This window comes from Methylobacterium sp. UNCCL125, from assembly GCF_900116795.1.
Lineage (GTDB): Bacteria > Pseudomonadota > Alphaproteobacteria > Rhizobiales > Beijerinckiaceae > Methylobacterium > Methylobacterium fujisawaense.
Window position 1 is genome coordinate 56,561 of the sequence record NZ_FPBW01000026.1, and the last position, 14,448, is coordinate 71,008.

The following is a 14,448-nucleotide window of genomic DNA, read 5'->3' on the forward strand; positions in this document are numbered from 1 at the left end:
ATGCCGTCGATCTCCTTGCCACGAGCCTAGTTCGTCGAAGCTCGCCTCGGGTTACACGCCAATACGAGGCGCACTCTTGCCAGAGAACCTTCTGTCTTTTTCGGCGAACCTGTCGTGGAGCGGACGTTTCACTTTGGGCATTTCACCAGCTTGTGAAAGTCCGTATTCTCAGGTTCAATACTCGAAAGCCGCCAGTCCGTTTTCCACCCGTCTCAGACGGGCAGAGGCGCAGGGCTACGTTGTTGGGCGCGCTGCTCGCGGGCGTAGTGAATTGGCGGTCTGCCGACATGACGGGCGAAGGCGGTGCTGAAGGTGCTAGCAGACCCGTAGCCCACGCGCTCGGCAACCTCCGCTACGCCGGCTCCCTCGCGACCGAGCAGATCCTTCGCCAGCGCGATACGCCACGCCAGGAGATACGCCATCGGCGCGACGCCGACCTCGCGCCGGAACCGTTCGAAGAATGTCGAGCGCGACAGTCCCGCCTCTCGGGCCAGGGCCGCGACCGTCCAGGGAACGGTCGGTCGCTCGTGCATCCGGCGCAACGCGGCGGCCACGCGCTCGTCGGCAAGCCCGCGCAGGAGGCCTGAGGGCGCCGTCGGACCCGTGGTGGACCGAAGCGCCTCGATCAGAAGCACCTCCAGAAGCCGCGCCAGGACCACCTCGCGACCGGGCCTGTCGCCCCGCGTCTCCTCGTTCACCAAGCCGAGCAGCATCGCCAGTCGTCCGACGCCGCGTACATGGACGAACCGTGGCAGGAGCGACAGCAGCAGTTCCGTATCGTCGGAGGCGAAGGTGCAGTGCCCCACCAGCATGCGCAGGTCGGGCGGCACCTCGGCAGGACCGAGCCGGAACACGCCGGGGCCAATCTCGACGGGCGGCGGCGGCCGCCCCGCCGAAGGCGCGACGAGGCTGGAGGCGGCGAAGGCGCTGGCGGCGGGGATCAGTACGAAGTCGCCGGCCGCGAGGACGATCTCCGCCTCGCCGTCGATCGCAAGGCGGCACGCCCCCTCCAGCACGGCGGCGTAGAACGGCTGGCCGTGGTCGTCGCGGCGCACGGTCCAGGCGCCGCCGGCCAGGACCAGCTTGGAGAACGAGGCGCTGGGCTGAAGCAGCCCGACCACCTGGGTGAGCGGATCGACCATTTCGGACGCTCGCCAATGAAATATGGACTTGCGCCCGTATCACGTCCGGCGAGGCACTCCTATCACCCCGTAGTGCGTCACACGGGAGGTCACCATGAACACGATCCTCATCACCGGCTGCTCATCCGGCTTCGGCCTGAAGACGGCGCGCCTGTTCCTCGACCGTGGCTGGCGGGTCGTCGCCACGATGCGGACGCCCCGGGCCACCCTGCTCCCGGAGTCCGACCACCTTGCCGTCCTGCCGCTCGACGTGACCGACGCCGGCAGCATCGCCCGGACGGTCGCGGAGGCCGGGCCGCTTGATGTCCTGGTGAACAACGCGGGCGTCGGGCTGCTGAACGCCCTGGAAGGCCTGTCGATGGGGTCCGCCCGGGAGGTGTTCGAGACGAACACCCTCGGCACCATCGCCATGACCCAGGCCGTGCTGCCGCAGTTCCGGGAACGGGGCGCGGGGGTGATCGTCAACGTGACGTCGAGCGTGACCCTCCGGCCGCTGCCGCTGCTGGCGGTCTATACCGCGAGCAAGGCCGCGGTGAATGCCTTCACCGAGTCCCTCGCCCACGAACTCGTGCCATTCGGGGTGCGCGCCCATCTCGTCATTCCCGGCCGATCGCCGGAGACCGCGTTCGGGACCAACGCCCGCACCCGAATGGGGATGGATGTGCCCGAGGCCTATGGCGAACTGGCGGGTCAGGTCTTCGCGAACTTCCAGCAGGCGACGGAAGAGCTGACCCGGGCCTCGGACGTGGCCGAGGCGGTCTGGCGCGCGGCGACCGACCCGGCCTGCCCGATGCGCCTGCCGGCGGGCGCTGACGCGGTCGCCTGGGCGGCGGCCTGAAACGACCCCTCGAACGTCTGCTTCCGCCCCATGTTCGAGCGGAAGCGGACGAGCCGAGATCCACCCACCCCGGTCATTCAGAAGACCATGCCAGCGAGTCGGGACCTGGCCGAGAGCAGAACGACCGCTTCGGAAAAGGCTTGCCGCAGAAGCGGACGAGATCATGCGAACCCGGTCAAATATCCCGATGAGTCACCGTTTTGAAGGTCAGTCGCACAATGAGAGATTTCAGTCCCTGGTGCGATGCGCATGACTGGACAAGCTTGTACAACAGGGTGAGTTGACGCGCGCCTTCGACAGACAATGGCGCGTGGCGCCTAGCAGCTTCCCAGACCCCTTTCGGGCCCGGAGGGTCAGGCGATCCCCGCGATGGCGATGCCGAGGTTCTTCGGCCCGCGCAGGGAAGCGCCGGCCCGGTAGGGCGGTGGATCGTCGAGGAGCCGCGGCGCGACGAGGCGTTGGCACAGGGTGACCAGGGCGATCTCGGCTTCGACACGCGCCAGCGGCGCGCCTACGCAGTAATGGAGGCCGCCGCAGAACCCGAAATGCTGGTTGTCTTCCGGTCGGGATCGAACCGGTCCGGCTGCGTGAACCGCGCCGGATCGCGGTTTCCGGCCGCGAGCATCAGGACCACCGAGGATCCGGCCGGGATCGTCGTGCCCTCCACCTCGATGGCGCCGAGCGCCTTGCGGGTGCGGAAATGGACGGGGGGCTCGTAGCGCAGGATCTCCTTGATCACGCAGGGCGCCCGCTCGGGGTCGGCCTTCAGCTTCTCGAGCTCGTCCGGATGTCGGAGCAGCGTGAGCATCCCGTTGGTGATGAGGTTCACGGTCGTCTCATGGCCCGCGACGAGGAGCAGGATCGCCGTGGAGATCAGGTCGATGTCGCCCATGGCCGGCCTGCCCCGGCCGCCGCGGGCGGCGAGGCCGCGGAGCATGTCGTCGGCCGGATGGCGGCGCTTCTCGCGGATCAGCCGGCGCATGTAGTCCGAGATCGCGTCGAAGGTGGCGGCGATCTCGCGCCGTCCCGCCTCGTCGTGGCGCGCGTCGGGCTCCAGGGCCGTCGCGCGGCGTGTCGCCCAGGCATGGAATTGCCGCTCGTCGGCCTCGGGCACGCCGAGGAGCTCGCAGATGACGGCGACGGGCAGCGGACAGGACAGGTCGTCCACGAGGCAGACCGTGTCGCGGCCCCGGCACTTGTCGATCAAGGCATCCACGAGCGTCGCGACCTTGGCGTGGGAGTCGCGCACCCGGGCGATCGTGAACTCCTTCATCACGATGCCGCGCAGGGTGTCGTGGTCGGGCGGATCGCGGAAGATCAGCGGGCGGTGGGCATTGACCACGCGGTTCCGGATCGGGTTGAGGATCCAGTCCTTCGGGGGGTTGCCCGTGGCGGGCCGGCGCGACGGAGGCAGATCCTCGGAGCTGAGGCGCGGATCGAAGATCAGGCTCCGCAACGCCGCCTGGGTGCTGACGAGGTAGCTGCCATCCGCCTGCCGGGACACAGGTGTCTCGCGCATCCTGGCGTAGAGGGGATAGGGATCCGCCCGGTTCTTCGGGGCCAGCACCTGCGCGAAGAGCGTCTCGTCAGACATGGCTAGCCTCCGGCGCCGGCGCGGCGCGATGGGCCGGGGGCCGCGCCGCGGGGAAGCCCGGCTTCAGCCGCTCGATTCGTGGCTGGTCGATGGCATCGGGAAACGGAGGAAAGCGCGCCCCGGCGGCGACGGCCTCGGCATAGGCGGGCAGCCAGCGCGCCTCGTCGAAGGAGACGGCGGCGATGCTGCGACCGGCCCTGACATACACGGCCAGGAACCGGTGCGAGGCCCGCGATCCCTGGACGAGCGCGAGTGCATCCGCCCCCGCGGTGTGGCCTGCGAGCTTGATGTTCAGGCCGAACTGTCTCGACCAGAAAGCCGGTAGATGCCGGTAGGGCTGCTGGGCGGAGGGGGCGGCCATCATGTTGGCTGCCGCGTGCCGGGCCTGGTCGACAGCGTTGCCCCAATGCTCCACCGTCATCGGACGATCATTGTAGAGCGGGTTCGGCCAGCGCGCGACGTCGCCGGCCGCGTAGATGTTGGGGTCGGGCTCTCCCGCGATAGAGATCGCGCGGCAGGCTCCGTCGCAGGTCAGGCCGCCCGCATCGGCGGCGAGGCCCGCCGCAGCGAGCCAGCCGGTGTCGCGTGTGGCGCCGAGGGCGACGATGACGAGATCCGTCTCGAGAACCTCTCCCCCGGCGAGGTGCGCGCGGCGGACCTGCCCGGCCTCGCCCGTGAGCGCGCGGACCATCGTCTTCGGGCGGAAATCGACCCCGGCGCCGCGCATCCATTCGGCGAGGGTGGCACCGATCGTGGTTCCGAGCAGGCGGGCAAGCGGCGTCGGGTTGGGATCGACCAAAGTCACCGCCAGGCCGAGGTCGGCACCGTCTCCGGGCCATGTCCTCGCCCTCACACCGGTGGCGATGAGAAGCTTCTCCTAGGGAAGCGTCGCGCCGTCGGCGAGGTGCAGCATCCGGCGCTCCCGGTCCAGCGCGACGGCGGCCCGGCCGAGCCGCCACTGCGCCTGCAACCGGGTGAGCTGTGGCAGCGCGGTCGCGTGGCGGGAAGCTCGCCCGCAAGGACGTGCTTGGACAGGGGCGGCCTGTCGTAGGGCCGATGCGGCTCGGCCCCGACCAGGATCACGGGCCCATCATAGCCGCCGTCCCGCAACGCCTCCGCCACTCGGCGAGGGAGGCGCCCACGACGACGATGCCCGGTCGCTGTGCGCCGAACACGGTTCGCCCTCCTCGGAGAGGCCGGCGCGCTCGCTCTCAATGGCTCGGACGGGGCAGGCCTGCTGCGCCCGCTCGATCTGCGACCGCTTCGCGTCCGGTGGCGCGGAATCGTAGAACAGGATCTCGTGACCGCGCAGCTCGAAATGCTCAGGGGCGGCGTAGCAGCACTGGGCGTAGCCCTGGCAGCGATTGAGATCGACGACGACACGCATTCAGGGCCTCCAAAAAACTGTGCGGATGACCGGCCGGCGCCGCGCAGGATCGCGAGCATGGCGAGCACGCCCAGGGCCTCGAAGCCCAGCATCGCGAGCTTCATGCCGGTGACGCCGTGCGAGACTTGGCCCACGGCGGCGAAGACCATCTGCGCCGCGGGCGGGTAGATCGTGGGCGCGTAGTCCTTGCGGTTGATCAGCGGGTAGACCGCCGCATCGCGCAGCCGTTCGAGAGCCGGATCGGCCGGGATGTAGCGGTAGGGGTTGATCCCGGCGGCCTGGACCTGCCCGTCCCAGACGTAGCGGTAGATGTCGCTCGACAGGAACGGCGGCGCCGGCAGCAGCGCGGCCCGCATCACCACGGCGAAGCCGGGGATCGTCCACAGGGCCGCGGGCGGCAGCCGCTCCCGCAGCACCAAGCGCACGGCGAGGAGGTAGATTCCGAGACCAACCGCGACCACGCCGACGAAGACGTTGGCGCGGGCCACGGAGCCGACCGTGTCGGCGCCCGGCACGTGGATCGCGAGCGCGCCGACATTCACGACGAGCAGCCCGAGGCCGAGAGCCGCGAGCCGGTGCGCGGGGCTGGCGAGAAGCCGGGTCATGCCGGGACGGCTTCCGAGGTCTCCGTGAGCCCCGCCAGGACCGCGCGCGTCGCCGGGGCCGCGTAGCCGGACGTATCGGCGGAGAGCTGCGCCAGCGAGGCCGCGTCGTCGACGTCGTACCAGGGGTCCAGCTCGACGAGAGCGAGGCCGATCTCGTGCGCCCGGGCGCGGGTGGCGGCCGCGACGGTGTCGGTGCTCCAGGCGATGTCGGAGAAGAGGCGGGCATGGGCCTGCCTGAGGCCTAAGATGTAGTAGCTGCCGTCTCTGCAGGCGCCGAGCACGGCCCTGTCCCCCGGCGCCAGCAGGATCCGGGCGGCCTGGACGAGGAGGCGCGTCGGCAGCGTCGGGATGTCGGCGCTGAGCACGCAAGCCGCTGCATGGCCCTCCGCGAGCATGCCTCTGACGGCCTGCAGCAGGCAGCGGCCGAAACCCTCGACTGCCGCCGGGGCCGGGATGTCGCCGTCCGCCGGGACGAGCTGTGTTCCGATGACCAGATGGGGGCTGACCAGCGCCTTGGCGCCGCGCGGCGCGTAGGCCGCGTAGGCGACGATCGGCGCGGAGCGGGCCGCCTCCAGGATGTTGGCGGTCGTGTCGCGCAGGAAGGCACCGCTCAGGAGTGCGGCCTGGTCGGGCGTCAGCGGCGGGCACAGCCGCGTCTTGGAGCGGCCGCTGCGCGGCGCCTTGGCCATCACGCCGATCGCGCAGGTGGCGGACGATCCGGACGTCGGTCCTGGTGCCATCTCCAAGATTTCTCCGTGATCAATGGAAGGGCCGGACGATCCCGAGGCGGAGCGTCTCGTCCGGTTGAACCGCGGTGGCCGAGCCGGGCGCGAAGGCCGGCAGCGCGCGCAGGCGCTCCGGCGTCAGGCCCATGAGGGCGACGTGCTCGCCGAGCAGTGCCACCGCTTCGACCGGCACGGCCACGAGCCGGGATCCGACCGCGCTCCAGGCGATCGGCTGGAGTCCGAGCCAGGTCAGCCCGAGGACGCCGTCGAGGCGCACGATCACATCGGCGCCGCCGTCGTTGCGGCGGACGAGCCCCGTCACGCGGCCGAGCACGGGCTGTGATTCCTCCGGCTGAAGCAGGAGGCGGCCGGGAAGATCGCCGACGCGCACAGGCTGGGGAAACCGGCCGGCCGCGCGACCCGCCATCTCGGGGGCGGTCATGCCGGGCTTCGGCATGTGGTCGGGGGCCGGCGAGGGACCGGCCGTCTGCGCCTGACCCGGCCCGGCGAGGGCCAGCGTCAGTAGGACGACGCCCCGGGCGCAGCGGATCGCGCGGGCATTCATAGGCCGGCGAACCAGTTGAAGCCGCGATTCTCCCAGTAGCCGCCGGGATAGGTGTTGGTCACCTCGATGGCCGTGATCCATTTCGGATTCTTGAAGCCGAGCTTGACCGCGGTGCGAAGGCGCAGCGGGTACCCGTAGGGGTCCGGCAGCTCCGCGCCGGCATAGCGGGTGGCGAGCAGCGTCTGCGGGTGCAGTGCGCTGGCCATGTCGATGCTGCTCGGATAGTTGTCGGCCGTCTTGAAGGCGACGTACTTGGCGGTGAAGTCGGCGCCGACGCGCTCCAAGAAGGCGCGGAGCGGCACGCCCGACCACTGCCCGATATAGTCCCAGCCCTCCACGCAGACGTGGCGGATGATGATCTCGCGCTCGGGCAATTCCGCGATCTGCCGACGCGTCCAGGGCCGCTTGTCGGAGATCAGACCGGCGAGTTCGAGCCGCCACGCCGCGCCGTCGATCGGCTTCACGTCCTCGACGTCGTAGTAGGCGTTGAAGCGCGGCGGCTTCAGGACCTGGGAGGCGGGATACTCGGGCGCGAGCTTCTGGGGATCGAACAGGGCGGCCTGGACGCCGTCGTTGAAGTTGGAGACGGCGCGCAGCGCCCGGCCGACCGCGGTCGTGTCGGTCACGTCGCAGCCGGTGAGCATGGTGAACGCGCCCAGCTTCAGGCCGCCGCGCAGGAGACCGCGCCGCTCGATCTGGCGGACCCGGAGGCGGTGGTCGTCGAGGATGCCGGAATCCGCCACCGTGCGGGGGGGAACGGCGACCTCATCGCGCCACCTCCCGGGCCACGGCCGGGAGGGCCGGCTGGCGGACCGGGCCGCCGGTCAGCATCGCCCACAGCGTGCGCGGCACGAGCAGGGCGAGCACGACGTGGATGGCAAGGAAGCCCGCCAGCACCGCCATGCCGGCGAAATGGACGAGGCGCGCGCCCTGGAAGCCGCCGAGCAGCGCGACGAGGCCGGAGAACTGGACCGGCTTCCAGATGGCCAGCCCGCTGACGACCTGGCTGATGCCGGCCAGGATGGCGACGATGTAGAGGATCTTCTGGACGGCGTTGTAGGTCGTCAGGTCCTCGTGCGCGAGCTTGAGCCGCAGCGTGTCGCGGACCGTCTGCACGATGTCGCTCGGGCGGATCGGCAGGAGGCGCTCGCGCAGGCGCCCGGTCGCGACGCCGTAGACGAGATAAGCGCCGCCATTGGCAACCAGCAGCCACATCGCGGCGAAGTGCCAGAGCAGGCTCTCGTCGGCCCAGGACCCAAGGCGGATCGCCTTGGGAAAGTACACGCCGTGAATAATGACGGAATCGTCGTAGATGCCCCAGCCGGAGCCGATCAGCACCACCATCGCCTCGGCGTTCGTCCAGTGCATGATCCGCACCGGCCATGGGTGCAAGCGACGCCTGGATCTGATCGCGTTCATCTTCATGATAGCGGGCGCCCTTCGTGTTTTTTGATCCAATACGTGGTCGTAAATTGATAAATTATGGGATCGACAAGCCATATGGGAAAAGCCAACCGCCAAGTTGCCTGTCGTGATGACCTGGACCTTCCACAAAAGACGCTGAGATTAGTTCACCAGTAAGAGCGCACGGAGTGCCCATGTCCTGCGATATCCTTCCGCGTCTGTTCTCGACTTTGTCTGTGCAGGTCCATGCGTTCGCGTTCTGTGAGATCCAGACCGGGTGGCAGCTGGCGAAGAACGGCATGGCCGACGCGATTCTGGTCCATTACGTCCTTGCGGGCTCAGGAACGATCGTGGTCGAAGGTCAAGAACCTCTACGTTTTGGGCCGAATTGCATGGTGATCCCACCGCGCGGCATGCGGCACTCAATTGGTTTCGTGGGAGCTACCCGAACGGTTACGGCCGAAGACGCACGCAGAGTTCTTCCGGATGGCCTTATTGCGTTGACGGCGGGTGATGGAAGACGGGACATTTTACTGGCCTGTGGCTCTATCGCGGCGCGATATGCCGGCGCGCTCGGTCTTTTCGACCGTCTGCACAACGCCTTGATTGAAGATTTATCCGGCAGCGACAGGCTGCGCCACGCCTTCGCTTTCATGATCGAGGAACTGGTCAATCCAAGTCTCGGTACGCAGGAAGTGACGAGTGCGCTGATGAAGCAGTGCCTGACAATCCTGCTTCGGATCCATCTGAAGGAGAAAGGCGCTGAATCGCCGATCTTCGAAGCGCTGCGCGATCCGAGACTGGTCCCGGCGATCGCGGCTGTCCTCGACGCGCCTGGGGCGCAGCATACGGTCGATAGCTTGGCTGCGCTCTGTGGAATGAGCCGCTCCGGTTTCGCCGAGCGCTTCTCCGCCACATTCGGCGAGGGTCCGATCGAGTATCTGCAGCGGGCGCGACTGCAACTGGCAGCCAAGCTGCTGACGTCCTCGCCCATGCCCGTGAAGGTCATCTCTGAGAGCGTCGGTTACGCCAGCCGCAGTTACTTCTCGCACGCCTTCAAGACCGCTTACGGGTGCGATCCGAGCGCCTACCGCGCTCAAGCCACGAGCCTGGTCAGATCCCTGGAGCCACAATCCGACCTCGGGATCGACGGCGCACGGCGGAAGTCCGAAAGACCCTGAGCGTGCATGCGGGTGGATGTCTTCCGCGTTGGACACGAGCACCGAGGGTATTGCCATCATCAACGCCGGATAGTCTCGCCAAAAACTTGCGATGGCGGAACCCGCACGGCGTGCGTTATCGTTCAAATCAGGTGCTGTGGCTCGAACTTGGTGGTTTCTGAAATTAAATCTGCATATAAGCGGCGCATCGAAAAGACTGCCCGGATTTCCTCAGGGGGCCTTCATTCGTAAAACGAAGGGCGGCCTTTCGGGGATGAGGGCTTTTAAAAATCCTGCTCTTCAGTATGCACGGTGCGACCCGAGAAGCGGCGCCCATCAAGGCTGAGAAATCTTGAAATCAGGATCTTCCACGCCGATCGATGCTGCTGTTCGTCAACGTGGCACAGACGCTTGGCCTGGTTGGGTCGATGACCAGCCCCGATGAAAGAATGGTCTGCTCGGCGAAGACTAGCGAAGAGCGCGTCCGCGTACGGCTCGAGGCCTGCTGCCGAGTCGAGAACGGAGTCACGCAGTCACTCCTGGCACCATCGGAACATCAGAGACGTGGATCTGCGGGTGCCATGTCCCGCCATTTAAGATGCGAAAGGATGTTCATGCCGTCGGTCCTAGCGCCTGGCACGCACAGCATCGCCGTGAACGGCGTAGCTCAACATAATCACGTCTCCGGCATGGGACCCTATTGCATCGCGCATGCCGGTGGCCCCGGCATAGACGCCAGCTACTTGCGATTGCCTCTGCTCGAAGAGAGCCTGACCATGGTGTATCTGGACCCGATCGGCACAGGATCGTCCGGACGCCTCGCGACCCATCCCCAGGGGTACAGCGTAGACCGCTTCTCCGAACAGCTGCTCGCGTTCATCGACGCGGCCGGTATCCCCGAACCTTACCTCCTCGGCCATTCGCACGGTGCCTTTGTGGTGCTGGAGGCAGCGCTCAAGCGGCCAGGAGGACTCAAAGGCCTGATCGTGTATGCGGGCGCTGCCTACACAGGCGGCGCCTCCATGGCCGATGCGAGCGCTGAGATCGCCGCCTTCGTGGCACGCCACGCGGGGACGGCGGAAGCCAAAGCGGTCGAGAGGGCCTGGGCCTCGATCCCCACCATCCGCACAGACGCGGCCTATACCGCGGCGCTGCGCGACCTCCTTCCGGCCTATATGTCGGACTTCCGGCGCTGGCCAGACATGCTCGCGACCCTGCAACGGCGGCTCCAGGCGACCCTGTTGGTCGGCGATGGCCAAGTCTTCGACGTTCGCGACCGTCTCGCCACCGTGCAGGTTCCGGCGCTCGTCGTCACCGGAACCGACGACTTCATTCTCGGCCCGCGCCACGCGGCGTTGCTGGCCGATCTGCTACCACAGGCGCAAATGAGAATCTTCGAGCAGAGCGGCCACTTCGCCCATATCGAGGAGGCCTGCGCCTTCGCGGAGGCCGTCCTTCGCTTCACGGGACGTCCGGGCCGAGCGTTGTCCGGTATATGACGGCCGTGCGCGCCTAAGATCCCCGACCTCAGGCGCTCCACCGAGGGGCTGCGTGGCTGTCTAGGGCAGCGGCACACCGGACAGCGTCGCGCACCGGTCCAGCAGAGCCTCCTGCAGCCCGACGCGACGGGTGCTGGGCTCCGGCGATTTTTCGCGCTGGTGATAGAAGTACCGGCCCGTGACACGGGTCGCTGGGTCGTCCCCGACCGCCAGCCATGCCTGGGTCACGGGCGCGGCGGCCATATCATCCGGCGCACCGGGGCCGCCCATACGGGTGGGTACCCAGCCCGGTTCGAGGGCGTTCGATCGCACCGCGGGCCAGTGTCGTGCCACGCCGAAAGCCAGCAGGACATTCAGGAACTTCGTTTCCGCGTAAGCCTGCGATCCGCTCCAGCGCCGTCTGGTCCATTGCAGATCGTCCATGTCCGGAATACCGCCTGGGTGCATGCCCGAGCTCAGGTAAACGAGGCGGTCTGGCCTCTCCATCAAAGCGGTGAGCAAGTAAGGCGCCAAGACGTTGATCGCGAAGAGATGGCTCAGACCATCCCGGGTCTCCAGCCGGCGCGCTTCGCGATAGCCGATGCCGACATTATGGATGACGGCGTCGAAGCGCCCGATCGCGTTGGCCTGCTCGGCCACGGATCGCATGCCGGCGATCGTGACGACATCGCCGATGACGATCTGGGCCGCGTTCGGAAGCGCCCGTCGCGCGACCTCGCCACGATCGGTGTTCCGCGCATGCAGCACGACTTCATGGCCCTCGCGAGCCAGGCGCTGGCCCGCCATGAGCCCGAGGCCATCCGACGACCCGGTGATGAAGATACGGGCCATCGTCAGTCTTTCAGCAATGCTTCGGTCACGATCGGCGTTTGAGAGCGCTGCAACGACGCGGCCGCCCGTAGATCGTGCGTCGCGAATCCCTGCTCGGGCAGCACCGCTCCAGGCGATGACGGGCTGCTCTGCGCGGCAACCGGAGCCGTTCCGGTCACCATCGCCGATATCCTCGGGTGGACGCTGCCTGCCGTGGTACGTGGGTGGCGCATGTCCGGTTCGCCTGGCAGTCAGTCGGTCACCAGGGAAGCGGATTGTTGAACCGGTCGACGTAGCGCAGACCGGCCAAGCCGCGGTTCGCCTCGATCATGTCGACCACGCGCGGGATGCTCTCCGCGACGGACAGAGCCGCATCGCCGCCGCCCATCTCGGTCCGCACCCAGCCGGGAGCGACGAGGAGCAGGGCGTGCCCGTCATCGAAGTGCTTCGCCGCATAGCCCTTCATGAGCATGTTGAGCGCGGCTTTGCTGGACGCGTAGAGCTGCCAGCCGCCGGTCGCGTGCGCGATGCTGCCGAGCTCGGAACTCATGATCCCGATGGTGCCGCCGGCCGGCACCAGATCCCGCAGGAGCTCGACCGCGCGCACGGGCGAGAAGGCGTTAGTCAGCATCATGTCGAGAAAGTCCGTCTCATGCGCGCTGACCGGGCTCGCCTCGATTTCGCGGGCGATGCCGGCATTGATGAACAGGACGTCGACGCGTCGACCGCTCAAGCGCTCGCGCAGCGCGCGGACCGAGCTTCCATCGTTGATGTCGACCGGCTGGATCTCAAGGCTGTCGGGAAAGCGGTTCGCGAGCGTCTCAAGTTGGTCGGAGCGGCCGCGTGCCGTTGCGATCACGCGCCACCCGCGCCCGAGCCACTCCTCCGCGAGGGCGAAGCCCAGTCCGCGCGAAGCGCCGACGACGAGCGCCGTGGACTGCCCTGTCATGAGAGCCTCCTCTGAATTGCCACGGCTCTATGTGGCGTAGAGTCGGGACAGGAATTAGCGTCGTTCTGTCAGATCATTCCGGACTCGGAGTCATGGAACGATGCCTTACGATGGCCGACTGCTCGCCGGCGTGACGGTTCTGATGGCTGTGGTCGAGGCCGGAACCATGACCCGAGCGGCCGAGGCCCTCGGGCTCACCCAGTCGGGTGTGGGACGCGCCATCCAGCGTCTGGAGACCCGCGTCGGTGTGCGGTTGCTCGATCGCACGACCCGGACCTTGCGGCTCACCGACGAGGGACGTCGCTTCTGGGAGCGGGTCGGCCCGCATCTCGACGGGATCGAGGAAGCCGCCCTGGAGGCGGCGGGCAGCGCGTCGACGGTGCGCGGGCGCCTGCGGGTGAATGTCGATCCGTTTTTCTCGCGCCTCGTCCTGTCGCGTGAGCTGACGCGCTTCCTCGCGCTCCATCGCGAGTTGCGGCTCGAACTGATCATGCGCGATCAGATGGGCGACCTCGTTGCCGACGGGTTCGATATGGCACTGCGGTTCGGGGATCCGCCGATGGCGGGCTTCACCGCGCGCAAGCTCCTGGAAACGCGGATCCTGACAGTCGCGGCGCCGGCGTACCTCGCTGCGTACGGCCGCCCCGCGCACCCGCGCGACCTTCGCGACCACGCCTGCATCGACTATCAGGATCCGCTGACGGTCCGCCCCTTCGCGTGGGAGTTCCGCCGCGGCGACGAGGTCGTGCCGGTGCGGCAGCCGGCGCGCCTGATGGTGTCGGACGTCGAGACGATGATCGGCGCCTGTTGCGAAGGCGCGGGGATCGCGCAGGTCATGCAGCTCGGCAGCCGGAACTTCGTCGCGAGCGGCAGGCTCGTCGAGATCTTCCCGGATTGGCCCGACGAGACCTTCCCCCTGTACGCGATCTACCCGTCGCGCCAGCATCGCGCCGCGAAGGTCCGCGCCTTCACCGAATGGTGCCTGCAGCTGGTCGGCGGCGACAACGAGCTCGATGCCGCCGCGACACGGTGAGCCGCGTCCGGGGCTACAGCGCCGCCCGACCGATCGAGGCACCGCCGTCGACGTAGAGTGTCTGCCCCGTCATGAACGCCGCCCCGTCCGACATCAAGAACGCGATGGCTGCCGCAATCTCCTCAGGCCGTCCGAAGCGGCCCATCGGCACCCCGGCGAGGTAGCGCGTCTCGCCCGGGCTGCCCGGCGGGTTGTTGGCCCGGAACAGCTCGGTCTCCGTCGGTCCGGGCGCCACCGCGTTGACGGTGATCCCGGTCGTGGCGAGCTCGAGCGCCCAGGAGCGTGTGAAGCTGACGAGCGCCGCCTTCGCGGCCGCGTAGGCCGTGCGCTCGACGCTGCCGAGGACGGTCAGGCTGGCGACGTTGACGACCCGGCCCCAGCCGCGCCGGCGCATGCCGGGCAGGGTCGCCTGCACGGCCTGAAGCGCCGGATGGAGGTTCACGCGCAGGACCTCGTCCAGCGCGGACATCTCAACGGCCTCAAGTCGCTGTGGCCGCACCAAGCCCACATTGTTGACCACGCCATCGAAGGCGAAGCGTCCGGTCAGGTCTGCAAGAACCGCGTCGGTCGCCGGACCGTCAGCGAGGTCCACCGGCACGAGCGTGCCGGGGAAATCGTCGAGGCCTCCGCGCGCAAGGCCGACGACGTGGTGGCCGTCGCCGGCGAGACGATGGGCCAGCGCCAGCCCGATGCCCTTGCTGGCACCGGTCACGAGAAAGGTTCGGGACATCCTGGAT

At 68.1% G+C, this 14,448-nt stretch carries 13 protein-coding genes and 3 pseudogenes; 4 read left to right on the forward strand and 12 right to left on the reverse strand.

Annotated elements, in window-relative coordinates:
* Positions 1-212 precede the first annotated feature (212 nt).
* Positions 213-1,142 (reverse strand): AraC family transcriptional regulator, encoded by a 930-nt coding sequence (locus tag BM396_RS23990; protein WP_043384593.1) that lies wholly within the window; start codon positions 1,140-1,142, stop codon positions 213-215.
* 94 nt (positions 1,143-1,236) lie between these two features.
* On the opposite strand from BM396_RS23990, the gene BM396_RS23995 reads away from it, so the two are divergent.
* Positions 1,237-1,980 carry an SDR family oxidoreductase gene (locus BM396_RS23995; RefSeq protein WP_043384592.1) on the forward strand — a complete coding sequence of 248 codons (744 nt, stop codon included), beginning with the start codon at positions 1,237-1,239 and terminating at the stop codon, positions 1,978-1,980.
* Between the two features lie 353 nt (positions 1,981-2,333).
* Here the strand turns inward: BM396_RS23995 and BM396_RS24000 are convergent.
* From BM396_RS24000 to BM396_RS24035, 7 genes and pseudogenes are all read right to left on the reverse strand, one after another.
* A pseudogene (locus BM396_RS24000) lies at positions 2,334-3,574 on the reverse strand (cytochrome P450).
* Positions 3,567-4,749, reverse strand: a pseudogene (locus tag BM396_RS24005) (FAD-dependent oxidoreductase). Before BM396_RS24005 ends, BM396_RS24000 begins: the two co-directional pseudogenes overlap by 8 nt.
* A 20-nt stretch (positions 4,750-4,769) precedes the next feature.
* Positions 4,770-4,961: pseudogene (locus BM396_RS24010) on the reverse strand (ferredoxin); the annotation flags it as partial.
* 601 nt (positions 4,962-5,562) lie between these two features.
* Positions 5,563-6,306: a TIGR04282 family arsenosugar biosynthesis glycosyltransferase gene (locus BM396_RS24020; protein WP_043384591.1), complete on the reverse strand. Its 744-nt coding sequence runs from the start codon at positions 6,304-6,306 to the stop codon at positions 5,563-5,565.
* Positions 6,307-6,325: 19 nt separating this feature from the next.
* The gene (locus BM396_RS24025; protein WP_043384590.1) at positions 6,326-6,856 is read right to left on the reverse strand and encodes a hypothetical protein; all 531 of its coding nucleotides are present in this window, start codon (positions 6,854-6,856) and stop codon (positions 6,326-6,328) included.
* Positions 6,853-7,599 (reverse strand): molybdopterin-dependent oxidoreductase, encoded by a 747-nt coding sequence (locus BM396_RS24030; RefSeq protein ID WP_051976136.1) that lies wholly within the window; start codon positions 7,597-7,599, stop codon positions 6,853-6,855. Before BM396_RS24030 ends, BM396_RS24025 begins: the two co-directional genes overlap by 4 nt.
* 22 nt (positions 7,600-7,621) lie before the next feature.
* Positions 7,622-8,281: a cytochrome b/b6 domain-containing protein gene (locus BM396_RS24035; RefSeq protein WP_043384589.1), complete on the reverse strand. Its 660-nt coding sequence runs from the start codon at positions 8,279-8,281 to the stop codon at positions 7,622-7,624.
* A gap of 173 nt (positions 8,282-8,454) precedes the next feature.
* Between BM396_RS24035 and BM396_RS24040 the strand changes: the two genes are divergently transcribed.
* Together BM396_RS24040 and BM396_RS24045 are read left to right on the forward strand one after the other, a co-directional pair.
* Entirely contained in the window at positions 8,455-9,441 is a 987-nt protein-coding gene (locus tag BM396_RS24040) for an AraC family transcriptional regulator (RefSeq protein ID WP_043384588.1), read from the forward strand.
* Between the two features lie 587 nt (positions 9,442-10,028).
* Positions 10,029-10,919: an alpha/beta fold hydrolase gene (locus tag BM396_RS24045; protein WP_043384586.1), complete on the forward strand. Its 891-nt coding sequence runs from the start codon at positions 10,029-10,031 to the stop codon at positions 10,917-10,919.
* Between the two features lie 60 nt (positions 10,920-10,979).
* Here the strand turns inward: BM396_RS24045 and BM396_RS24050 are convergent, their stop codons facing one another.
* From BM396_RS24050 to BM396_RS24055, 3 genes are all read right to left on the reverse strand, one after another.
* Positions 10,980-11,750 (reverse strand): SDR family NAD(P)-dependent oxidoreductase, encoded by a 771-nt coding sequence (locus tag BM396_RS24050; protein ID WP_043384584.1) that lies wholly within the window; start codon positions 11,748-11,750, stop codon positions 10,980-10,982.
* A 2-nt stretch (positions 11,751-11,752) separates the two neighbouring features.
* Positions 11,753-11,911, reverse strand: coding sequence for a hypothetical protein (locus tag BM396_RS32920; RefSeq protein ID WP_158713290.1), 159 nt, complete (start codon positions 11,909-11,911; stop codon positions 11,753-11,755).
* 77 nt (positions 11,912-11,988) lie between these two features.
* Entirely contained in the window at positions 11,989-12,678 is a 690-nt protein-coding gene (locus BM396_RS24055; RefSeq protein WP_043384581.1) for an SDR family NAD(P)-dependent oxidoreductase, read from the reverse strand.
* A gap of 100 nt (positions 12,679-12,778) precedes the next feature.
* Between BM396_RS24055 and BM396_RS24060 the strand changes: the two genes are divergently transcribed.
* Positions 12,779-13,711 carry a LysR family transcriptional regulator gene (locus BM396_RS24060; protein ID WP_043384579.1) on the forward strand — a complete coding sequence of 311 codons (933 nt, stop codon included), beginning with the start codon at positions 12,779-12,781 and terminating at the stop codon, positions 13,709-13,711.
* 13 nt (positions 13,712-13,724) lie between these two features.
* Here the strand turns inward: BM396_RS24060 and BM396_RS24065 are convergent, their stop codons facing one another.
* Positions 13,725-14,441, reverse strand: a complete 717-nt coding sequence (locus BM396_RS24065) for an SDR family oxidoreductase (protein WP_043384577.1) — start codon at positions 14,439-14,441, stop codon at positions 13,725-13,727.
* Positions 14,442-14,448 lie beyond the last annotated feature (7 nt).

What these genes read in the sequence shown, in the direction of transcription:
- BM396_RS24035 (WP_043384589.1), bottom strand. Translation starts at nt 8,281, where the DNA reads ATGAAGATGAACGCGATCAGATCCAGGCGTCGCTTGCACCCATGGCCG.
- BM396_RS24065 (WP_043384577.1), bottom strand. Translation starts at nt 14,441, where the DNA reads ATGTCCCGAACCTTTCTCGTGACCGGTGCCAGCAAGGGCATCGGGCTG.
- BM396_RS23990 (WP_043384593.1), bottom strand. Translation starts at nt 1,142, where the DNA reads ATGGTCGATCCGCTCACCCAGGTGGTCGGGCTGCTTCAGCCCAGCGCC.
- BM396_RS24020 (WP_043384591.1), bottom strand. Translation starts at nt 6,306, where the DNA reads ATGGCACCAGGACCGACGTCCGGATCGTCCGCCACCTGCGCGATCGGC.
- BM396_RS23995 (WP_043384592.1), top strand. Translation starts at nt 1,237, where the DNA reads ATGAACACGATCCTCATCACCGGCTGCTCATCCGGCTTCGGCCTGAAG.
- BM396_RS24060 (WP_043384579.1), top strand. Translation starts at nt 12,779, where the DNA reads ATGCCTTACGATGGCCGACTGCTCGCCGGCGTGACGGTTCTGATGGCT.
- BM396_RS32920 (WP_158713290.1), bottom strand. Translation starts at nt 11,911, where the DNA reads ATGGTGACCGGAACGGCTCCGGTTGCCGCGCAGAGCAGCCCGTCATCG.
- BM396_RS24050 (WP_043384584.1), bottom strand. Translation starts at nt 11,750, where the DNA reads ATGGCCCGTATCTTCATCACCGGGTCGTCGGATGGCCTCGGGCTCATG.
- BM396_RS24045 (WP_043384586.1), top strand. Translation starts at nt 10,029, where the DNA reads ATGTTCATGCCGTCGGTCCTAGCGCCTGGCACGCACAGCATCGCCGTG.
- BM396_RS24040 (WP_043384588.1), top strand. Translation starts at nt 8,455, where the DNA reads ATGTCCTGCGATATCCTTCCGCGTCTGTTCTCGACTTTGTCTGTGCAG.
- BM396_RS24055 (WP_043384581.1), bottom strand. Translation starts at nt 12,678, where the DNA reads ATGACAGGGCAGTCCACGGCGCTCGTCGTCGGCGCTTCGCGCGGACTG.
- BM396_RS24025 (WP_043384590.1), bottom strand. Translation starts at nt 6,856, where the DNA reads ATGAATGCCCGCGCGATCCGCTGCGCCCGGGGCGTCGTCCTACTGACG.